Origin of the sequence: Tamlana flava (assembly GCF_041287255.1) — a bacterium.
In the GTDB taxonomy this organism is placed as follows: domain Bacteria; phylum Bacteroidota; class Bacteroidia; order Flavobacteriales; family Flavobacteriaceae; genus Tamlana; species Tamlana flava.
Map to the genome: position 1 here is coordinate 592,406 of NZ_JBGGTX010000003.1, position 21,113 is coordinate 613,518.

The window sequence follows — 21,113 nt, forward strand, 5'->3', positions numbered from 1 at the left end:
GTTAAAGGTTTTAGATGTCCTTTTCAATCAACTGGGTAAGGGCAATAAAGTCTTGAACACTTAATTGCTCCGGACGCCTGTCAAATATACTACTTGCTTTTAAATTATCTGACAAATTGAATATTTTTAAACTGTTACGAATAGTTTTACGGCGCTGCTGAAAAGCTTGCTTAACGGTTTTAAAGAATAGTTTTTCATCACAGGGCAATGTATAGTTCTCTTTTCGGGTTAATCTTAAAACACCCGAATCTACTTTTGGAGGCGGATTGAAAACATTTGGCAGTACGGTAAATAAATATTCAGCATCATAAAAAGCCTGTGTTAACACCGATAAAATACCATAAACCTTGGTACCTTCTTTTGAGCAGATACGTTGTGCCACTTCCTTTTGAAACATCCCACAAAACTCCGGGATTTGTTGGCGCATTTCTAAAGCCTTGAATACAATTTGACTTGAAATATTATAAGGAAAATTGCCAATTATGGCAAAAGGCTCATAATTAAAAACCTCCTTTAAATCGTATTTTAAAAAATCCTTTTCTATAATTCTAGGCTCCAGATTTAGGTAGTTTGCCTGAAGATATTCCACCGATTCTGAATCAATTTCAATCACATAAGTTGTGCAATCTTTTTCTAAAAGATATTTGGTGAGCACACCCATTCCAGGGCCAATTTCCAGAACATTCTTGTAATCTTTAAGGGTTAAGGTATCTCCTATTCTTTCAGCTACCGATTCATCATTTAAAAAATGCTGACCTAAATGTTTTTTTGCTTTTACTTGATTTTGGTTGGGGTTACTTGCCACGAATTAAGACTTTTAGTTGGCAAAGATACGAAAGACGCTTCGACTTTAGGCCGACATGAACGAATACGAAAGGCTATGGGTGACAAAACTATTTGAAATTAACCGTGTACTCATCAATAATTTGAAGCTCGGTTCTAAACGCTAGCATTTTATCGGCAAACTTTTTCAAACCGTCACCTCTCAATCTTTCCGCATCTTCCCTATAATAGGCATCCAAAGCCTCACGTGAATAAGAACGGTATTGAATGGAATAAGTAAAACCACCCATATCTTCTTCCACCAAAACTCTGGTTAGGGTTGCTTTATCAAATTTACCTGTACCCAAAACCTGAGGAATGTGTTCTTTTATCCAAGCCAGCCATTCGTCATGGATGCTTTCGTCTATGTTTACCGTTACGTTGTATATTATCATTGATTGTTGGTCTGTAGTTGTTGGTTTCTGGTTATTATTGAATTATGAAAAAGGTTTATCTGAAAATCTAAAAGGTCTTAAAAATCTAACTCTTCTAATTTATGGCATCACCGCGCAAAGCCCTAAAGCGTTTTCGGGCATCTACAAAATAAATGCTATCGGCATGGTTAAAGATGATATTCTCATAAAGCGACTTTGCCTTTTCCATCTGATTTAATTGATTTTCATAAATCTGCGCCAAATTAAAAAGGGCGTCGTCCACCAAAATACCATCTCTATAATTTTCAATGAGTACTTCATAATTTGCCTTGGCTTTTTCAAACTCTTTTTTTAATACAAAAAGTTGCGCTTGCTTAAAAAGGGTTTGGGCAATTATTGGTTCGGTTTTATGCTCTTCCAATATTTTATCCAACAAAATTATTGCCTCATCATTTCTATTTTGAAAAGCCAATAAATCGGCTTTCGCATATTGTTTTAAAGCGGTTTGAAGTGAATCTTCATATTTGTTATCGGTAATCAACAACTTTAATTCCAAAGCGTCATTGGCAATAAGCTGGGAAGTGGAAGATTTAAGAATTTTAAGTTGCGATTCTGCCCATTTAAAATCCCCTTTATAATAGCTTGCCTTGGCCACTTTAAACCTAGCTTCTTGTGAAATGGTGCTATTTTTAAGGTTTCGTTGAATTTGTGTATAGTAAATTAAGGCTTTGTTAAATTGTTCCTGCAAAACTAAAATATCACCCAATTCTAATTTTATTTGTGCTTGTTCAAGCTGATTTAAGGGTTCATTCTCTAAAAGATTTTCTAAATAAACAGAGGCTCTTTTAGTCTCTTTTATATAGAATGCCAAGAAATGGGCGTAAGAAATTTGAAGGTTTAAGGTTTCTGCCTCCGCACCAAAGGTTTTTAACAAGTCTACATATTTAGCTTCTATTGTGGCATAATCAGCTTTTGAACTTTCCTTGATTTCCAGTAGCAATAAGTTATAATGTGCATTCAGTTCAGTATCTGGATTTTGCGCTGTTTCAATAATATAGCCATAAACTTCTTTGGCAATTTCACTTTCATTTTCATTGACACAAATTGAAGCCAATTCTTCAACTCTCTGCAAACCCTCTTGCATTCTATTGTAAATGGCTTTTTCTTGTATAAATGCCTTTCTGAAATCTTTCTGCTGAATGAATAACCAACTGAGCAACTCGTTCCATAGCACATCGGGCTCTTCCTGCATTTTTTTTAACAGAATTTTTCGGAATAGCACATTGTTTTCATCCAGGCCATCTTCACTTATGAAATCGTTGATGGCACGCTTAACATCACTCAAAACAATAGGATTTGATTCTGCAAAATCAAGATAACTGTTAAACATTTTTTCAATATTGCCCTGTTCCCCATAAATCTGGGCCAGTTGCACATTGAAGTTATAATCTGGATTTAAAACCATAGCTTTTTCATAGGCCAAAACTGCCTCATCCAAAAGGGAGTGGTTTTGAAAACTCCTCGCCACCGAAAACACATTGCTCGCCCGTTCATCAATACTTTTAATCGCCGCATCGTACAACTCTCGAGCCTTCTCCATATTATTTTTAAGCTGGTAATTATACCCTAACTCTACCCAAAAAGGTGGATATTTCATGCGCTCCATGAGCTGGGTTAAAAAAACCTCGGCTTCATCGTACTGCTCTAGTTCTTGGTACGTCCTTATTATTTGATTGATGTAATTTGGGTTGGATGGCGATTTGGCATACAATTTTTTATACTCCATTAATGCCTTTTCATATTCACCATTTTTAAAATATTCCTTGGCAAGAATATCACCTTGAGAGAACGCCATTGCGCCAACAAAAAAGAAAATGATAAATAAGGGTCTCATACGGTAAATATAACAAATGTGCTATTTAGATATTGAGGTAATAAGAATTTTTTAAGATTTAAAGATTTGACGTCCCTATCATGAGATTCGGATATCTATCGGGATTAGTTCAACAAACCAATTTGCATTCGCCTTAAAAGACTCCAAAAATCAGAGTTTCACTAACAAAAATGCCCGAATAAAATTCGGGCACTAACCAACCAAAAATAAAGTTCTATTAACTACTTGTTAATTAAATACTCGATTGGGGACAGTCTTTAAGCTCTCGCAAAAACAAGAAAGACTATTTCAAACTAACTCTTTGGATTGCATCAATAAATTTGCATCGAAAAAAAATCCCTATTTTTTGACTATAGCTGTTACGTTATCTTCAGATTTAAATAATTCGAAATCTGGAGACAATACTTTTGATGCGAAAAAAATTAGAGCAATTAACAGTACAATGCGTTTAACATTTTTCATAATTAGTAGGTTGAATAGATTTGGTGTTGCTAACTTGAAAAATATATATCAAAAAATCAAGAAATTCGAAACAAAATCGTTAAACAGCATTCGTTTTTTGCACTTAATCGATTTTTTCAAGAATTATTATCGTTTTTTGTAGGCTTAAAGCTTCAAAAATATTTTAATCAATAATTTTAAAACCAGTGTAAGATTGTAAAACTTCGGGCACCAAAATACCTTCTTTAGTTTGGTAATTTTCTAAAATACCAGCTAGTACTCTTGGTAACGCTAAAGCACTTCCATTTAGTGTATGGGCAAGCTCATTTTTTCCATCACTGTTTTTAAAGCGAAGTTTTAATCGGTTGGCTTGAAAGGTTTCGAAGTTTGAAACTGAAGATATTTCCAACCATCTATCTTGGGCTGTTGAAAACACTTCAAAGTCGTAAGTTAAAGCTGAAGCGAATGATGTGTCGCCACCACACAAACGTAATATTCTGTATGGCAATTTTAATTCTTTTAAAATACCTTTTACGTGGTTTACCATGCCATCTAAAGCTTTATAAGATTTGCTTGGGTGTTCCACACGGATGATTTCCACTTTATCAAATTGATGTAACCTATTCAAACCCCTTACGTGGGCTCCATAACTTCCAGCCTCTCTTCGAAAACATGGTGTATAACCCGTAACACCTATAGGCAAATCGCTTTCGTTTAAAACCACATCTCTAAAAATATTGGTTCCTGGCACTTCTGCCGTTGGTATTAAATACAAATTGTCCTCTGCAACATAGTACATCTGCCCTTCTTTATCTGGCAATTGCCCAGTACCGAAGCCAGAAGCTTCATTAACCAAAACCGGCAATTGATATTCTGTATAACCAGCAGCTGTATTTTTATCTAAAAAATAGGCAATTAAGGCACGTTGTAATTTTGCTCCTTTTCCTTTGTATACTGGAAATCCAGCACCAGTAATTTTATTGCCAAGTTCAAAATCTATGATGTCGTATTTTTTGGCCAATTCCCAGTGTGGCAGAGCACCATCATGCAGTTTTGGAATATCACCTGCTCTAAAAACTTCTTCATTATCCAGTTCTGAATTCCCACGGGGCACAGAATCATGAGGGACATTTGGAATTTTATAAAGCAACTCGTTTAAAGCATCTGTTTTCTCGTTTAAAGCATCTGCCAGTTGCTTTGAGGTTTCTTTCAACAGACCTGTCTTTTCCTTTAAAAGATTGGCTTTTTGGGCTTCACCAGATTTAAATAAATTCCCTATTTCCTTTGAAAGCGCATTGGATTCTGCCAAAGTATTATCCAATTCGGTTTGAATACGCCTTCTGTCCTCATCAAAAACAATCACGTCATCAATCATTTTGGCGGCATCTATATTCCTTTTTGCCAAACGATTTATGACCAATTCTTTGTTTTCTCTGATAAAGGCGACTTGTAACATTCTTTAAAAATTTAAGCGACAAATTTAAGGAATTACTTAAATAATCACTCCTGTTTTGAACGTAAAATCCAATTGCTGTGTTTAAAAATATCCCATGGCACATTGGCCAAATCTGCATTTGGGTTTATTAATGTTTCTGAAGGTTTTCCGTTGATGCTTATTTCACAATCTACATAAATAGCAATATCCTGCCCTTCGGCTTTATACTTTTCTTTTAAATGTTGGGCGAACTGCCAAATAACATCAGGTTTTGTGCTCGCAGCCCGTTTTTGCTTTTCGGTTAAATAATCCTCCAAATTTACATGATTACCCTTGTTAGTGGTTTTATTTTCAACCCAATAGGCTGCGTGACCACTTTTTGAGCGTAGCATCATACGCCACGAAAGCCTGTGCCCCTCTTCCGTCCAAAGTACATCATCTCCTATAAAATGATGTCTTAGTGGCAGCACTATTTGCACCAAAAAATAAGTTGAAAAAATGATTAGAAAAGCACTTTTATACTTAGGAGTCTCAACTTCTACTTCGCTGTATAATGGCTTATTCCTTAAAAATATCTTTTGAATGGTTTTTGGTTCAAAAAAGAACAGACTAAACGCAAGTGCCAAATACGGAAAGATGCCTATTTGAAAAACAATGGAATTGAACAAATGGAAGAAAATGGAAACTATAAAAGCATATTTCCGGGTTGGCTTGTACAATAATAAGGGCACAATTAATCCATCAAATAAAATACCTCCGTAAGACAAAACATAATGCACCCATTTTTGCTGAAGCAACTCACCTATTAGCAGATAATTCTGCTTGCTTTTCATCATCATTTCAATAACCCTTGTGTCCAACCAATCTGGGTATAACTTAGCAATAGACGCATAGGTATAAACAATAAAAAGTTGCAAAATAATAACCAAACGGCACCATTGTGGCATGGAATAACTTTTTGTTTCCGGATTTAATTTGGTATCATAACAGGCATATCTATTCGCTGGAAGGCAAGCCATAATGCCAGTGATTAGCATTAACAAATAATAATGGTTATTGTAAGACGACTTTTGCATGAGGTAAGTTGCCGTCCACATGAAAAAGAAACTTATTATGCTAAATCGATACTTAAAGCCCACCATGATGAACAGGCCAAAAACCCCCATCAGAACATAATAAAAATACATGCCAATACCAGGCAGTGGTTGTAACCATTCAAAGCCAATAAAAGAAAATGTGAATTTCGGGTCAATGAGCGTGTTCTTTACCCAACCTGTAAAAATGGCCCCAACAGATTCTAAAAAACAGAGTAACCCGAAAATAATTCTGAAAACAATTAATGCAGAATTATCGATATGTTTAAACAGCCATTTATTGAGCATTTTGGTTTGAAATAAAATCTAAGGCTGTTTTTTTGTCTAAAGCCAATTGGGCTTTTAATGCTTCAACAGATTCAAATTTTTCTTCATCCCGAATGCGATGCAACAAATCTATTTGGATTTTCTTTCCGTAAATATCACCATCAAAATCAAAAAAATGTACCTCAATAGTTTGCTTGCTTCCATTTACCGTTGGGTTGGTTCCAATATTCATCATACCGTAAACCAGTATATCGTTTATTTTTGAACTTACAATGTAAGAACCCTGTTTTGGAATAAGTTTGTAATCTTCCTCTATTACAATATTTGCAGTTGGGCAGTTCAATTGTCTTCCCAAACCTTTTCCCTTTTCAACCTTTCCCTTCAGCATAAAGTTATAGCCCAAATATGCATTGGCCATTTTTATATTTCCTTCTTTTAAAGCTGTTCTTATTTTAGTAGAACTTACAGAAACATCGTTAATGTCTTGAGCCGAAATTTCCTCAACATCAAAACCATACATTTCACCAAAAGTCTTCAAATCATTGATGTCGGCATTTCGGTTTCTTCCAAACCTATGGTCATAACCAATAATCACTTTTTTCGCATTTAGTTTGTCTACTAAAATTTGCTTCACAAAATCTTCAGCTGATAATCTTGAAAACTTATGAGTGAAGTTTTTAATGAGCAGATAATCTAAACCTGTGGCATTAAGAATATCATGGCGTTCATCAATGGTATTGATAAGTTTAAGGTTTGAATCCTTTTGAAGAACCATTCGAGGGTGCGGAAAAAAAGTAAGAATGACCGATTTTAACCCCGACATTTTGGCCGTTTTAATAAGGCGTTTTATTATTTTTTGATGCCCTATGTGAACACCATCAAAAGTGCCGATGGTAACTACGGTTCTCTCGTTTCCCAAAGCATTTAAATCACTCTTAGTTTTCAAGCTATTTTGTTTTCTACAAAACTAGGTAATAAGTAAGTTAAAACAAATTTTAACTATTTATTGTATGCTAAAAGTTTCGCTAATCTCGGTTATTACTTGGGGCACTTCGCTTATCTTAAATTTGAGATTAATTTTGGCTTTATCATCATTTAGCTTAAATACTTTTAGGCTGCCTTCATTTATTTTATAATATCCTGTTTGCCCTTTGCAGTAGCACCACCTTGCGAAAAAGAGGTTCTTATTTTTTAAATCGGTTGTCTCAACCTCAAAATTTTTCAACGGTAATTCGATGAAAACTTCTTCTCTGTAACTCCCATCAAGCAGTTTTTTGTCGTTGTCCTTTTTGTATTCAAACTTCAAAACCAGATTATGACCATCAACCATTGCAAGATAAATTTGGTTAAAATCTCCCTCTTCAATTTTAAGGGATTTATTCCTGTAATTTTCAAACGAACACGTACCATTTTCAGGACAAACAGTGTAATCTACCTTCTTGTTTTGCAAAGAAGCGACTTCCTTTTTACACTTACAGGAGACCATAAAAACAACCAAAAATAATAGGCTCAAATACTTCATAAACAAATATATGTTATTTAGCCGATAAAATATTTTTTTGCAATTGACATTTTAAGAGCCTATTTTTAGACCACTTAAAGACCCAAATTACCACTACTATGAAAAGTTTGAAAATGAAAATAATTTTTTCCGCTCTGTTTTTCGTGAGCATTATTTATGGTATTTCTGCTCAGGAAAATCAGGTGCTATGGTCGGAAATATCAGATATAAAAGTTCCAAAAGAAAAAAAACTAATTAGAAAAACCGAACCCAACAAAGCCCAATATTTTCAGTTGGATGTTGCCAAACTAAAAACTGTTTTAGGTGTTTCTGCTAAAAGTACTTTCAACAAAAAAACAGAGCTTGTTATAAAATTTCCCAATAGTGAGGGTAATTTTGATACCTATAAAGTAAAGGAATCTTCCATTTTAGAACCCGATTTTCAGGATAAACACCCAGAATTACGCACATATATTGGACAAAATACAGAAAACCCTTCAGCAACAATTACCTTTAGTTTAACCCCCAAAGGGCTGCATGCTATGGTTTTTTCTTCAAAAAATGGTGTTCAATTTATAGATCCATATGTTAAAGAGACAAACACGTATTTAGTTTATAAGAAAGGGGATTTACCAGCATTGAAAAAAGGATTTCAATGTTATTTACCTGAAAACTTTACTACCGAAAGTAAGTCGGAAAAAATCATTAAATCTTCTTTTAACGCGAATGATGGTAAACTAAGAACATTTAGATTGGCCATTGCCTCAACGGTAGAATATTCACAATTCCATTGGATGGCTGCTGACTTAACGGCAGGAGATACCGAGGCCGACAAAAAAAATGCCGTTTTGGATGCCATGGTAGTGACAATGAATCGGGTTAATGCCATTTTTCAACGTGATTTATCCATTAAAATGTACATGGTAGATAACAGTAAAATCATTTTCATTGATTCAGATAATTTTAATAATGACGATGCCAATGTGCTTATCGACCAAAGCCAAAGTGTTATTAATGATTCCATTTTACCTGCCAACTATGATATTGGGCATACTTTTAGTACAGGTGCCGGTGGTTTGGCTTCTTTGGATTCTCCCTGTGTTAACAATCGAAAAGCACAAGGTGTAACAGGATCCAGCATACCTGTTGGGGATGCCTATGATATTGATTTTGTAGCCCATGAATTAGGTCATCAATTTGGAGCACCACACACGTTCAATGGCAATGCTGGAAGCTGCAGCGGCAACAGATCATCTAGCAACGCTTACGAACCGGGTAGTGGCTCAACCATCATGGCCTATGCAGGCATTTGCTCCTCACAAAACATACAACCCAATAGTGATGCCTATTTTCATCAAAAAAGCATTCAGATGATTTGGGATAATATTACAACAGGCAGCAGTACCTGTGGCGCAGAATCTTCAACGGGTAACACAGCACCCGTGGCCAATGCCGGGCCAGATTACATCATACCTATTTCAACAGCATTCAAGCTTACAGGTAGTTCTTCGGATGCCGACCCATCGGGAACAAGCACCCACACCTATACTTGGGAACAGTACGACCTCGGCCCTGCCGGCGCACCGTCAGAAACCGACACAACTGGGCCTTTGGTTCGTTCCGTGGAGGGCACTAACAACCCTGTTAGAAGTATTCCTGATTTTGCCGATTATATAGTTTCCGGTGGTTCAACAGCTTGGGAAAAACTTCCTTCTGTTAATAGAACAATGAATTTTGCACTCACGGTAAGGGACAATGATGTTATTGGTACTGATGGAGGCGGACAAACCGACGTTGATTTTATGGAAATTACCGTTAATAGCACCGAGCCTTTCACAGTGAACAACCCCGTAACTTGGGCACAAACAACGTCGCAAACTATTGAATGGAATGTTGGCCAAACTGCTGACATTGGAACAATTAATTGCCAAAGTGTAAATATTAAACTATCTACTGATGGCGGTGAAACTTTTCCAATTGATATTGCTACTGGTACGCCAAACGATGGCTCTTTCACTTTTACCGTTCCGTCTCTTCCAGATACAAGTTTTGCACGCATATTAATTGAAGCCGCCGATAATATTTTTTATGATGTTTCAGATTTTGATTTTTCTATATCTAACAATCCCGATTTCTTTATAGTAGAACCAACTCTCGTGCCTGTTGATTGTGGTGACAACAGCGCTGTTTTTAATTTTGAATATGTGGTTGCCAATGGTTTTTCTGAAAACACCGTATTTAGCGCTTCAGGTATTCCAGGCGGTGGCACAGTATCTTTTTCACCAACCAATCTAAGTACTTCGGGTAGTGTCAATATGACCATTGGTAATTTGGATGGCATTTCTCAAGGAAATTATAATATTACCATCACAGGGACTGCCACGACCCAAACTAAAAACAAAGATGTTGATTTCCCTTTCTTTAACTCACTTTGCCCAGCTTCAGGAAATCTTGATTATTTAACAAGCACAACGCTTGTTCAGTTTAACACCATTGACAATGCTTCTGGAAAATCGGCATATTCTGACTATAAGGCTTTTTCAACGGATGTTAACAGAAACATTTCTTATGACCTAACCATCAATGTAAATACAGACCCAGATGATGGTGCATATACAACAACAACTAAAGTTTGGGTAGACTGGAACCAAAATTGCAGTTTTGATGATGCAGGAGAGGAATACGATCTAGGTGATGCATATAATGTTGCAGATGGCCCAACGGGTAATTCACCTCTTACCATTACCATTCCGAATGATGCCGTTTTAGGAAACACCATTATGAGGGTGGCCACAAAATACAAAGATGATGGTTTACCAACGTCTTGCGAAAATGGGTTTGATGGTGAAATTGAAGATTATACCATAAACGTTCAGCCAACACTCTCTATTGAAGAGTTTGGTTTTGAAAACTTTGCCGTTTTCCCAAATCCGAATAGGGGGGAATTCATTGTGAAGCTGAATGGTTCTCTATCCCGTGAAATTAACCTTAAAGTTTTTGATTTAGGCGGCCGAATGATTTACAGTAACACATATGATAATGTCGGTGATTTTAACGAGAAGGTTAATATAGGATATGCCCAATCTGGCATGTATATTTTAACTGTTAGTGATGGTCTGCGAAAATCCATCAAAAAAATAATTGTTGAGTAATTGACAAATAAAAAGGGAAGGTTATAACCTTCCCTTTTTACTTACCATTAAAGGTGTTCATCGTATCATTCACTCCAGCCAATGCAAAGGATTTTATCAATTCAGAAGATTTTCCCAAACGTTCTTTAAGCTGACTTGATTCATCTTCTGTCCATTCACCCAAAACATAATCAATCTGCCTTCCTTTGCTGAAGGTGTCACTTATGCCAAACCTGAACCGGCTATAATTTGTGGTATTTAACTTGTCTTGAATATCCTTTAAACCATTGTGGCCGCCATCACTTCCTTTGGTTTTTAAACGCATGCTCCCAAAGGGAAGGTTTAAATCGTCTGTAATGACCAATAAGTTTTCTAAAGGTATCTTTTCTTTAGTTAACCAATATAAAACGGCCTTACCACTTAAATTCATGTACGTGTTGGGCTTTAAAAAAATAAAGGTTCTCCCTTTTAGTTTATAGGTTGCCACATCTCCCAATTTTTGAGTTTCAAACGTTAAGCTTTCCTGATTGGCAAAAAAATCTAAAATTTTAAACCCGATGTTGTGTCGGGTATTTGCATATTTTTCGCCGATATTTCCTAAACCTACTATTAAATATTTTTTCATGAAATCTACATCTTCTATATGCTTGCCTTTACTAAACCATCTTTTTAAAAACCACCACATAAAAGTTATTTTTTGCAAAAATAAAAAAGCATCCCAAATAATTTGGAATGCCTCTATAAACTATCTTTTATTTAACCGTTCTAAAGGTTAAATATTATTTCTCATCTATAATTCCAATGCTTTTTTGACGTTGTTATCCATCAAAAGTTCAATTGGATTTTCCAGTGCTTCTTTTACTGCTACCAAGAACCCAACACTTTCTTTTCCATCGATAATTCGGTGATCATAAGATAAAGCCACATACATGATTGGTCGAATTTCAACCTTACCATCAACCGCCACAGGGCGTTCCACAATATTGTGCATCCCCAAAATACCACTTTGTGGTGGATTGATTATTGGTGTAGACAACATACTTCCAAAAACACCGCCATTGGTAATGGTAAATGTACCGCCGGTCATTTCATCAACAGTAATTTGACCATCTCTAGCTCGAATTGCCAAACGTTTTACTTCAGATTCTACGCCTCGGAAGCTTAAATTTTCTGCATTTCTGATTACAGGCACCATCAAGCCTTTAGGTCCAGAAACGGCGATGCTAATATCGCAAAAATCATAGGTAATCATCTCCTTTTCATCAATCATAGAATTAACCGCAGGATACATTTTTAATGCTCTAACCACAGCCAAGGTGAAGAAGCTCATAAAGCCCAAACTAACGCCGTGCTTAGTTTTGAATGTTTCTTTGTATTCGTTACGCAGTGCGAAAATAGGCGACATATCAACCTCATTAAATGTGGTTAGCATAGCCGTTGTATTTTTGGCCTCGACCAAACGCTCCGCAACTTTACGACGTAGCATGGACATTTTAGTACGTGAAGTTCCTCGACTTCCGCCAGTTGGCGTTCCCATAGAAGGTACTGCGTTTACGGCATCTTCTTTGGTAACTCTTCCATCTTTTCCAGTTCCAGAAATTGACGCAGCATCCATACCTTTTTCTGCTAAAATCTTTTTTGCAGCTGGGCTTGCGCTACCAGTTGCATAAGTTTTTGTTTCAGGAGCCGGAGCTTTTGGAGTTTCGGCTTTTGGTGCTTCCTCCTTTTTTTCTTCCTTTGGAGTCTTACCGCCTTCAGGTTTTTCACCATCTGTATCAATTAAACAAACTACAGCGCCAACTGCTACAGCATCACCTTCTTCTGCCTTAAGTGTAATGGTTCCACTTACTTCAGCCGGCAATTCTAGAGTTGCCTTGTCGCTATCAACCTCTGCAATAGCTTGGTCTTTTTCAACATAATCCCCATCTTCAACAAGCCAAGTTGCTATTTCTACTTCTGTAATGGATTCCCCCGGCGAAGGAACTTTCATTTCTAAAATCATTCTTTATAATTTTAATGGTATCTAAAATTCTTTTTTAATTTATTTCGAAAACGTCGTTTACTACACGTTTTTGTCTTCTTTTATCTCTTGTACTTGAACCTGGAGCAGGTACTGAGCTGTATGGTCTGGAACAAACTTCTAATTTCACTAAATCCATACGTTGTGCAAAATACGTCCAAGCCCCCATATTCTTAGGTTCTTCCTGTGCCCAAACATACTTTTCAACTTTTGGATAGCGATTGATTACTTCCTGAATCTTATCTAAATGCAACGGGAATAATTGCTCAATTCTTACCAATGCCACATCTTCCCTTTGCAATTCTTCTCTTTGTTCCAACAAATCATAATAGAATTTACCCGTACAGAAAACAAGTTTGGTTACTTTTTGTGGGGCAATAGTATCGTCAATAACTTCTTGGAATTTACCCGTTGCCAATTCGCTAATTGATGAGACCGCTTTTGGGTGACGCAATAAACTTTTTGGAGTGAAAACTACCAAAGGCTTGCGGTAGTCGCGCTTCATTTGACGACGCAATAAATGGAAGATATTGGCAGGTGTTGTGCAGTCTGCAACAATCATATTGTCATTTCCACACAATTGAAGATAACGCTCTATTCTTGCTGATGAATGTTCCGAACCTTGTCCTTCGTAACCATGCGGCAACAGAACCACAATACCGTTTTGGGACTTCCATTTATCTTCAGCTGCAGACAAATATTGGTCGAAAATAATTTGCGCTCCGTTGCTGAAATCACCAAACTGAGCTTCCCAAATGGTTAGGGTATTGGGATTGGCCATGGCATAACCATAATCAAAACCTAAAACACCATATTCAGACAAAAATGAGTTGTAAATATACATTTCACCTTTGTTATCTGGGTTAGTGTTTAAGAGGTTGATACGCTCTTCAGATTTTTCATCTCTTAAGATGGCATGACGGTGACTGAATGTACCACGCTCAACATCTTGACCTGAAATACGCACATTGTATCCTTCTTCCAACAAACTTCCGTAGGCTAGAGATTCAGCAATTCCCCAATCAAGGGTATCGGTTTCAAAAACCATATTTGCACGGCCTTCTAAAATACGTTCGGCCTTACGCAAGAATTGAACACCCTCAGGCACAGTTGAAACAATTTTAGAAATGTTTTTAAGCTTATCTTCGGCATAACTTGTGTCCTCAGATTGCAACATGGCATCTAATCCTTTTCGCTGAAATCCTTTCCAACGCTCTTGCATAAATTCCCTTACCTTGGATGCTTCAGCTTCTTTTGATTTGGCATATTCAGACTCTAGAGTTTCTTTAAACTCCTCAACAATATTGCTAACATATTCTCTGTCTACGGTATTTTCAGCAGTAAGCTTATCTGAATATATTTTAAAAGGATTCGGGTGTTTTGCTATATATTTATATAGCTTGGGTTGTGTAAATCTTGGTTCGTCACCTTCATTGTGGCCATATTTTCTATAGCCCAACAAATCTATATACACGTCTTTTTTATAACGCATTCTGTAGTCTAAGGCCATTTCTACCGCATGCACAACTGCTTCGGCATCATCTGCATTTACATGCAAAACGGGTGAAAGCGTTACCTTTGCAACATCGGTACAATAGGTACTGGAACGCGCATCTAAATAGTTGGTTGTAAACCCAATCTGGTTATTTACAACAATATGCACAGTACCACCAGTTTTATAGCCATTTAATTGACTCATTTGGGCTACTTCATAAACCACTCCTTGCCCAGCTATAGCCGCATCCCCATGAACTATAATAGGTAAGATTTTAGAATCATCGCCATTATAATCATTGTCAATTTTTGCTCGGGTAATTCCTTCGGCCACAGGCGCAACAGTTTCCAAATGCGACGGGTTTGGCACCAAGTTCATCTTGATGTTTTTACCATTTTGATAGGTTTTATCAAGCGTTTGGCCTAAGTGATATTTCACATCCCCATCAATATTTTCATCTTCAAAATCCAAACCATCAAATTCATTGAACAATTCATTTAACGGTTTTCTAAAAATATTTACCAGCGTGCTTAAACGGCCACGGTGAGCCATACCTAAAACACACTCTTTTACATCATATTTTTCAACCGCATAAAATAGTACATTACTTATTGCTGGTATTAATGATTCGCCACCTTCCAACGAGAATCGCTTTTGCCCCACATACTTTGTCTGTAAAAAGTTCTCGAATGTAACGGCCTGATTTAATTTGGAAAGTATATATTTCTTTTTCTCAACCGAAAAATTGGGCTGGTTGTCATTTAAATTCAACTTGCTCTGCCACCAGGAAATCACCTCAGGATTACGCAAATACATATACTCAACACCTATTGAGCTACAATAAATCCTTTCTAAATGAACAATGATTTCACGTAACGTTTGCGCACCAATACCCAAGATTTCACCAGCATTAAAAACGGTATCTAAATCGTTTTCGGAAAGACCGAAATTTTCGAGGTCTAAGGTTGGAGTATATGTTCTTCTATTTCGAACTGGATTGGTTTTTGTGAACAAATGCCCACGCATTCTGTAGCCATCGATAAGTCTGATAACCTGAAATTCTTTTTGAAGATATTCTGGCATTTGTGCTGAAACACCCTCAACAATTTCTCCGTTAAGTCCGTAATTTTCGCTTCCGAAGTCGTAGCCTTGAAAAAAGGCCCTCCAACTCGGTTCTACAGAGTCTGGATTTTGAAGATATTGGTCGTATAAATCAGCAAAAAATGCTGTATGCGCTGCGTTTAAAAATGAAAATTTATCCATTGTAAGAATTAATCCCCTAAAAGGTTCGTCAAAATTTTTTCAAAAATACAACTTTTAGTAAAATTAGGGGTTTGTTTAACTATATTTATAACTTTCAATCTGCGTTTCATAAATATGCCCAATAATCTGTTAATTTTTTGATAATTTCTCAATACAATGAATTTATTGCCTTCAATTAATAAAAAAAACTTTCTTCTATTAGCAATCTTTTCAGTATTTACATTAAACATGGCAGCGCAAAAAAGCGAACCCGATTTTTGGAGGCATGTTCGCTTTGGTGGTGGTTTAGGTTTAAACTTTGTTGATAACTTTTTTAGTGCGACCATTGCTCCAAGTGCCATTAATGAATTTGACCGAAACTTTACTCTTGGCCTAGGGTTTAACGCTACTTTTTTCAATCAAAAGAACGTACATAAAACAACCGTTTTAGGAGGCAGTTTGGTTGGGCTTTACAATGTGATTTCTGAGCTACAGCTTTCGGGAGAATTTGAGCAACTTAACGTAAACAGAAAGTAATGTCAATTTAAATGTTACGGACGATAATTATTGGTCGCCCGCACTATTTTTGGGCGCTGGTTATAGAAGTGGCAGTGTTACTTTTGGCGTTAGATACGATGTGCTGTATGATGAAAACAAAAGTATTTATGCCGACCCTTGGATGCCTTTCGTAAGGTTTTATTTTTAAAAAGCTATTTCCAAGTGTAATAAAGTATGTCAACAATTGGTGAATCCAATTTGGCAAAAGAGTTTCAAAGGTAATCTTTATTGTTCCATTTATCATTGATATTTTTTTTGGTTTCATCGGTTTTCTGGTTAGTAAACAATCGAAATAAATAAAAAAGGACAATATTGTCCTAAATATGATTTTTATCATATTATTTCCCTCCTAAATACGATAGTTTTACTTCTCTAAAACTATTCAACAATGAAAACAACATTTTTATTCTTCACATCATTATTGATGGCATTATTAATTAGCTGCGGAGGCACCGAAAAGAAAAAAGAAAAAGGATTTTCCTATGAAAAAAAGACCGCCACAGAAACTAAAGCAAAATCAACCTCTGAAAAATTACCAGCTTCCCAAAAAGTAGATTTATCCAACAAGGGTATTGGTCCAATTACCTCCATTAACCTACCTGCTACAATTGATGAGGATTTAGTGGCGCAAGGAGCAGATGTGTACAAAAAAATGTGTACGGCGTGCCATAGGCCCAATAAAAAATTTATCGGCCCTGCACCAACGGAGATTTTGAAGCGACGTTCTCCTGAGTGGGTAATGAACATGATTTTAAACCCCGAGGAAATGACACAAAAAGACCCCTTAGCCAAAGAGTTACTAATTGAATTTAACGGTTCCCCAATGGCAAATCAGAACTTATCTAAAGATGAAGCCAGAGCTGTTTTAGAATATTTCAGAACCTTATAAAAAAACAATATGAAACCAATTAAACATCTATTTTTTGTTTTTGCACTTGTGGCACTTCTATGTTCGTGCAAAAACGGAAGAAATGAAGCCACAACAGCCTCTCAAGCAAACCAAACCGATGGAACTACAACAGAACGATCAGGTCAAGCCTTTATTGAGGATGATGAAGGGTTGCCAACAGTTTTAAGCATAGCTATAGAATCTCCAGACCATACTACTTTGGTTGCAGCTGTTCAAGCCGCTCAATTGGAAAATGCCCTTGTTAATGCCGGCCCCCTAATGGTTTTTGCTCCTACAAACAAAGCTTTTGCAGCTTTACCAGAAGGAACGGTTGAAAACTTGTTAATACCAGAAAACAAAGAGGTATTAGCTGATATTTTAAAATACCATGTGACTCCTGGAAAATATTCCAAAGAATTCTTGACCAAATTTAAAAAATTAGGACAGGCAAATAATCAATATGTTGTCGTTGATATTGTGGATGGAGAACCCATAATAGGTGGAGCTAAAATTTTAGCTAGCATTCCTGCAGGTAACGGAATTGTGCATGTTATAGACAAGGTTTTGCTGCCTCCGTCAGAAGAATAAACACTAATCTAATCATAAATAAACAATGAAAAATATTCAAAAATCATTAATTATCATGGGTATATTCCTAATGGCAATTACGAGTTGTGAAAACACAAAAAAGGCTGATTCTAAATCAGGTGCCTTGGTGGGCAATGTAGCCGAGAGAGTTTACGTAGCACCTGGGGAACACGATGAATTTTACGCCTTTATCTCTGGTGGTTTCAGTGGACAATTATCCGTCTACGGGTTACCATCTGGACGCCTTTTCAAAGTAATTCCAGTTTTTTCCCAAGATGCCGAAAAAGCTTGGGGTTACAATGAGGAAACCAAGCCCATGTTGAACACATCTCATGGCTTTGTGCCTTGGGATGATGCACACCACCCAGACATTTCTCAAACCAAAGGAGTGGTAGACGGGCGTTGGATTTTTATTAATGGGAACAATACTCCTCGTATAGCCAAAGTTGATTTGACCACATTTGAAACTACAGAAATCATTGAAGTGCCTAACAGTGCTGGCAACCATAGCTCCTCTTTTGTTACTGAGAATACAGAGTATGTTGTAGCGGGCACGCGATTTTCTGTTCCTATTCCGCAAAAAGATATGCCTATAAAAGATTATAAAGGCAATTTTAAAGGTTCCTTGACCTTTATTTCAGTTGAACCTGAACATGGTAATATGGACATCAAATTTCAATTGATTATGCCAGGTTTTGATTACGACTTGGCACATCCAGGTCGAGGCAAATCTCATGGTTGGTTCTTCTTTTCAACCTATAATTCTGAAGAAGCCAGCACCTTGTTGGAAGTGAATGCATCCCAAAATGACAAAGACTTTATTGCGGCCATTAACTGGAAGAAAATTGAAGAGTATGTAAACAACGGTGGCGGAACAAAAGTTCCAGCAAATTATGCTCATAATGTTTATGATGAAGACACACATTTGGCGACCTCAACTATGAAAAAAGAAGTTCTGGTTGTTAACCCTGCCGACGTGCCAGGTGCAGTTTATTTGTTGCCTACCCCTAAATCACCGCACGGTTGCGACGTGGATCCAACAGGCGAATATATTGTGGGCAATGGTAAACTTTCCGCTAACCTAACAGTACACTCGTTTACCAAAATGCTTGATGCCATTGAAAATGAAAGGTTTGCTGGTGATGCCTATGGCATTCCCATTTTGAACTTTGAAGATGTTTTGGGCGGTGTTGTAGAACAACCAGGCTTAGGGCCCTTGCATACCGAGTTTGATAACAAAGGCAATGCCTACACAACTTTCTTTATCTCTTCTGAAGTAGTAAAATGGAAAGTAGGCACTTGGGAAGTTGTAGATAGACAACCTTGCTATTATTCTGTAGGCCACTTGATGATTCCAGGCGGTAACTCACAAAAGCCATGGGGAAAATATGTTGTGGCCATGAACAAAATTACCAAAGACAGGTATTTGCCAACTGGTCCTGAGGTTACCCAATCGGCACAACTTTATGACATCTCTGGTGAAAAGATGCAGTTATTGCTGGATTTTCCAACCATAGGAGAACCACATTATGCCGCTGGTTGCCCAGCAGATCTTATCAAACCTAATTCTAAAAAGATTTTCAATTTAGAGGACAACAAGCATCCTTTTGCAGCGAAAAGTGAAGCAGACACTAAGGTTGTTCGCGAAGGCAACATCGTACATGTGTACATGACCATGATTCGAAGCCACTTTGCACCAGATAATATTGAGGGCATTAAAGTTGGAGATAAGGTGTATTTTCATGTTACCAATCTTGAACAAGACTACGATGTTCCTCACGGCATCAGTATGATTGGAGCCAATACCTCAGAATTGTTAATCATGCCTGGGCAAACAGAAACATTCCTTTGGGAGCCCAAGCAAGTAGGGGTATGGCCTTTCTATTGTACAGATTTCTGTTCGGCATTGCACCAAGAAATGCAGGGTTATGTCAGGGTTTCTCCACCAGGATTGAACACCGCATTGAAATGGTCACTGGGGGAAGATATTTAATCATCGATTAGGACAATATTTTAGTGTTTGTATTTCCATAAAAGAGGCGAGAGCAATATTTTCACTCTCGCCTTTCTTTCAAAAAAGCACTTTACCGTTTTAAAATAATCAATCATGAAAAGGTCAAACATCATTATGCTAATTGCAGCTTTGCTGCCTTTAGGGCTATTCTTATTTCCTCTTTGGAAAATAACGTTAGAAGCCCCACAATATCCCACGCCGTTGGGGATGTATATCCATATCAATGATTTTTCTGACGCCCATCCACATGACATAAAAAACATTAATTTAATGAACCATTATGTTGGGATGAAATACATTCCAGAAGCTATACCAGAATTCAAGATATTTCCTGCCGGAATAATAGCCACAAGCATTCTGGGATTGCTCATTGCCTTTAAGGGCAATTACAAATGGTTTTTGTATTGGTTCATTTTAATGATAGTTTTGAGTGCCGCTGGACTATATGACTTTTACCTTTGGGAACATGATTATGGCCATAACCTAGACCCTAAAGCCATTATGAAATTTACCAACCCAGATGGCACCCAAATGGGTTTCCAGCCACCATTGTTTGGAACCAAAAATATTTTGAACTTTACGGCCCATTCTTATCCGCGATTGGGTGCTTTTTTCCTTGCCTTAGGTATTGCTACTTCCCTTATAGCTCATTTAACGGGAAAAAAACAGCATAAAAAACCATAATACTCTAAGAAGACAAATAGTAAACAAAAAAACTATTGAAAATGAAAACACTAAAAAATGTCTTGTTGCTGCTTTTACTCACCGCATGGGGCTGTAGTGTAAAACCGAATCCAATAGATTACGGCAACGATAGTTGCCACTTTTGTAAAATGACTATTGTTGACAAAGTTCATGGAGCAGAGCTTGTAACCAACAAGGGAAAAACATATAAGTTTGATGCATCAGAATGCATGATTAACTTTATGAATCAATTTGAAGATTCATTAGAAATAAAACTTTATCTAACAAATCATTACAAAGAACCAGAAATTCTAATTGATGCCACCAACGCTACTTTTTTGATTAGTGAAAAAGTTCCAAGTCCAATGGGTGCTTTCCTTACAGCCTTTAAAAATAAGGTAGATGCTGAAAAAACCCAATCAGAAAAAGGAGGGATCCTTTTTTCCTGGGAAGAACTTTTAGTGCAACGGAAGAAATTATAAATTTTAATAAAATTGAATCTTTAGGCTAATGTAACATCCCAAAAACACTTTCACTCCTATTGATATGCTTATTTTTTAACCAAGCAATTGCGCAAAAATAAACCATGCATTACAACATGTTTATTAAAGATAATTTACACCAAGCTAAGACCGGATTAAATAACACAAATCTTGATTTTGAT

Annotated in this window: 18 protein-coding genes; 7 read left to right on the forward strand and 11 right to left on the reverse strand. The window is 36.8% G+C overall.

From position 1 onward, the window contains the following. Positions 1 to 10: 10 nt before the first annotated feature. The 7 genes from rsmA to ACB104_RS11760 all read right to left on the reverse strand — a co-directional run bounded on the left by rsmA (position 11) and on the right by ACB104_RS11760 (position 7,849). Positions 11 to 805, reverse strand: coding sequence for a 16S rRNA (adenine(1518)-N(6)/adenine(1519)-N(6))-dimethyltransferase RsmA (rsmA, locus tag ACB104_RS11730; RefSeq protein ID WP_370478914.1), 795 nt, complete (start codon positions 803 to 805; stop codon positions 11 to 13). Positions 806 to 893: 88 nt separating this feature from the next. Then, complete coding sequence (locus ACB104_RS11735) at positions 894 to 1,217, reverse strand: DUF4286 family protein (protein WP_370478916.1); 324 nt, start codon at positions 1,215 to 1,217, stop codon at positions 894 to 896. A 94-nt stretch (positions 1,218 to 1,311) separates the two neighbouring features. Then, on the reverse strand, positions 1,312 to 3,090 hold the full coding sequence (locus tag ACB104_RS11740) for a tetratricopeptide repeat protein (RefSeq protein ID WP_370478918.1): 1,779 nt from the start codon (positions 3,088 to 3,090) through the stop codon (positions 1,312 to 1,314). Between the two features lie 625 nt (positions 3,091 to 3,715). Further along, positions 3,716 to 4,987 carry a serine--tRNA ligase gene (serS, locus tag ACB104_RS11745; RefSeq protein ID WP_370478919.1) on the reverse strand — a complete coding sequence of 424 codons (1,272 nt, stop codon included), beginning with the start codon at positions 4,985 to 4,987 and terminating at the stop codon, positions 3,716 to 3,718. A 44-nt stretch (positions 4,988 to 5,031) separates the two neighbouring features. Beyond that, positions 5,032 to 6,348, reverse strand: a complete 1,317-nt coding sequence (locus tag ACB104_RS11750; RefSeq protein WP_370478921.1) for an HTTM domain-containing protein — start codon at positions 6,346 to 6,348, stop codon at positions 5,032 to 5,034. Then, positions 6,338 to 7,273, reverse strand: coding sequence for a bifunctional riboflavin kinase/FAD synthetase (locus tag ACB104_RS11755; protein ID WP_370478923.1), 936 nt, complete (start codon positions 7,271 to 7,273; stop codon positions 6,338 to 6,340). The genes ACB104_RS11750 and ACB104_RS11755 overlap by 11 nt, the downstream gene beginning before the upstream one ends. 57 nt (positions 7,274 to 7,330) lie before the next feature. Then, the gene (locus tag ACB104_RS11760; protein ID WP_370478925.1) at positions 7,331 to 7,849 is read right to left on the reverse strand and encodes a hypothetical protein; all 519 of its coding nucleotides are present in this window, start codon (positions 7,847 to 7,849) and stop codon (positions 7,331 to 7,333) included. A gap of 113 nt (positions 7,850 to 7,962) precedes the next feature. Between ACB104_RS11760 and ACB104_RS11765 the strand changes: the two genes are divergently transcribed. Beyond that, a complete protein-coding gene (locus tag ACB104_RS11765) occupies positions 7,963 to 10,980 on the forward strand; it encodes a reprolysin-like metallopeptidase (RefSeq protein WP_370478926.1) in 3,018 nt (1,005 codons plus the stop codon). Between the two features lie 37 nt (positions 10,981 to 11,017). Here the strand turns inward: ACB104_RS11765 and pth are convergent, their stop codons facing one another. The 3 genes from pth to ACB104_RS11780 form a co-directional block, all read right to left on the reverse strand. Continuing rightward, a complete protein-coding gene (pth, locus tag ACB104_RS11770; RefSeq protein ID WP_370478927.1) occupies positions 11,018 to 11,644 on the reverse strand; it encodes an aminoacyl-tRNA hydrolase in 627 nt (208 codons plus the stop codon). A 105-nt stretch (positions 11,645 to 11,749) separates the two neighbouring features. Then, positions 11,750 to 12,961, reverse strand: coding sequence for a 2-oxoglutarate dehydrogenase complex dihydrolipoyllysine-residue succinyltransferase (gene odhB, locus ACB104_RS11775; protein WP_370478929.1), 1,212 nt, complete (start codon positions 12,959 to 12,961; stop codon positions 11,750 to 11,752). 34 nt (positions 12,962 to 12,995) lie between these two features. Further along, a complete protein-coding gene (locus ACB104_RS11780) occupies positions 12,996 to 15,737 on the reverse strand; it encodes a 2-oxoglutarate dehydrogenase E1 component (RefSeq protein WP_370478930.1) in 2,742 nt (913 codons plus the stop codon). A gap of 228 nt (positions 15,738 to 15,965) precedes the next feature. Between ACB104_RS11780 and ACB104_RS11785 the strand changes: the two genes are divergently transcribed. Then, positions 15,966 to 16,253 carry a hypothetical protein gene (locus tag ACB104_RS11785; RefSeq protein WP_370478932.1) on the forward strand — a complete coding sequence of 96 codons (288 nt, stop codon included), beginning with the start codon at positions 15,966 to 15,968 and terminating at the stop codon, positions 16,251 to 16,253. A 43-nt stretch (positions 16,254 to 16,296) separates the two neighbouring features. Here ACB104_RS11785 and ACB104_RS11790 read toward each other — a convergent pair whose 3' ends face one another. After that, the gene (locus ACB104_RS11790; protein ID WP_370478933.1) at positions 16,297 to 16,539 is read right to left on the reverse strand and encodes a hypothetical protein; all 243 of its coding nucleotides are present in this window, start codon (positions 16,537 to 16,539) and stop codon (positions 16,297 to 16,299) included. Between the two features lie 123 nt (positions 16,540 to 16,662). Here ACB104_RS11790 and ACB104_RS11795 point away from each other — a divergent pair, with 123 nt between their 5' ends. The 5 genes from ACB104_RS11795 (at position 16,663) to ACB104_RS11815 (ending at position 20,931) form a co-directional block, all read left to right on the forward strand. Continuing rightward, positions 16,663 to 17,163: a c-type cytochrome gene (locus ACB104_RS11795; protein ID WP_370478934.1), complete on the forward strand. Its 501-nt coding sequence runs from the start codon at positions 16,663 to 16,665 to the stop codon at positions 17,161 to 17,163. Positions 17,164 to 17,172: 9 nt separating this feature from the next. Then, complete coding sequence (locus tag ACB104_RS11800; protein ID WP_370478936.1) at positions 17,173 to 17,751, forward strand: fasciclin domain-containing protein; 579 nt, start codon at positions 17,173 to 17,175, stop codon at positions 17,749 to 17,751. Between the two features lie 55 nt (positions 17,752 to 17,806). Beyond that, positions 17,807 to 19,744 (forward strand): Sec-dependent nitrous-oxide reductase, encoded by a 1,938-nt coding sequence (gene nosZ / locus ACB104_RS11805; RefSeq protein ID WP_370478937.1) that lies wholly within the window; start codon positions 17,807 to 17,809, stop codon positions 19,742 to 19,744. A gap of 114 nt (positions 19,745 to 19,858) precedes the next feature. Beyond that, the gene (locus tag ACB104_RS11810; RefSeq protein ID WP_370478939.1) at positions 19,859 to 20,449 is read left to right on the forward strand and encodes a hypothetical protein; all 591 of its coding nucleotides are present in this window, start codon (positions 19,859 to 19,861) and stop codon (positions 20,447 to 20,449) included. Between the two features lie 41 nt (positions 20,450 to 20,490). Beyond that, complete coding sequence (locus ACB104_RS11815) at positions 20,491 to 20,931, forward strand: nitrous oxide reductase accessory protein NosL (protein ID WP_370478940.1); 441 nt, start codon at positions 20,491 to 20,493, stop codon at positions 20,929 to 20,931. Positions 20,932 to 21,113: the final 182 nt, after the last annotated feature.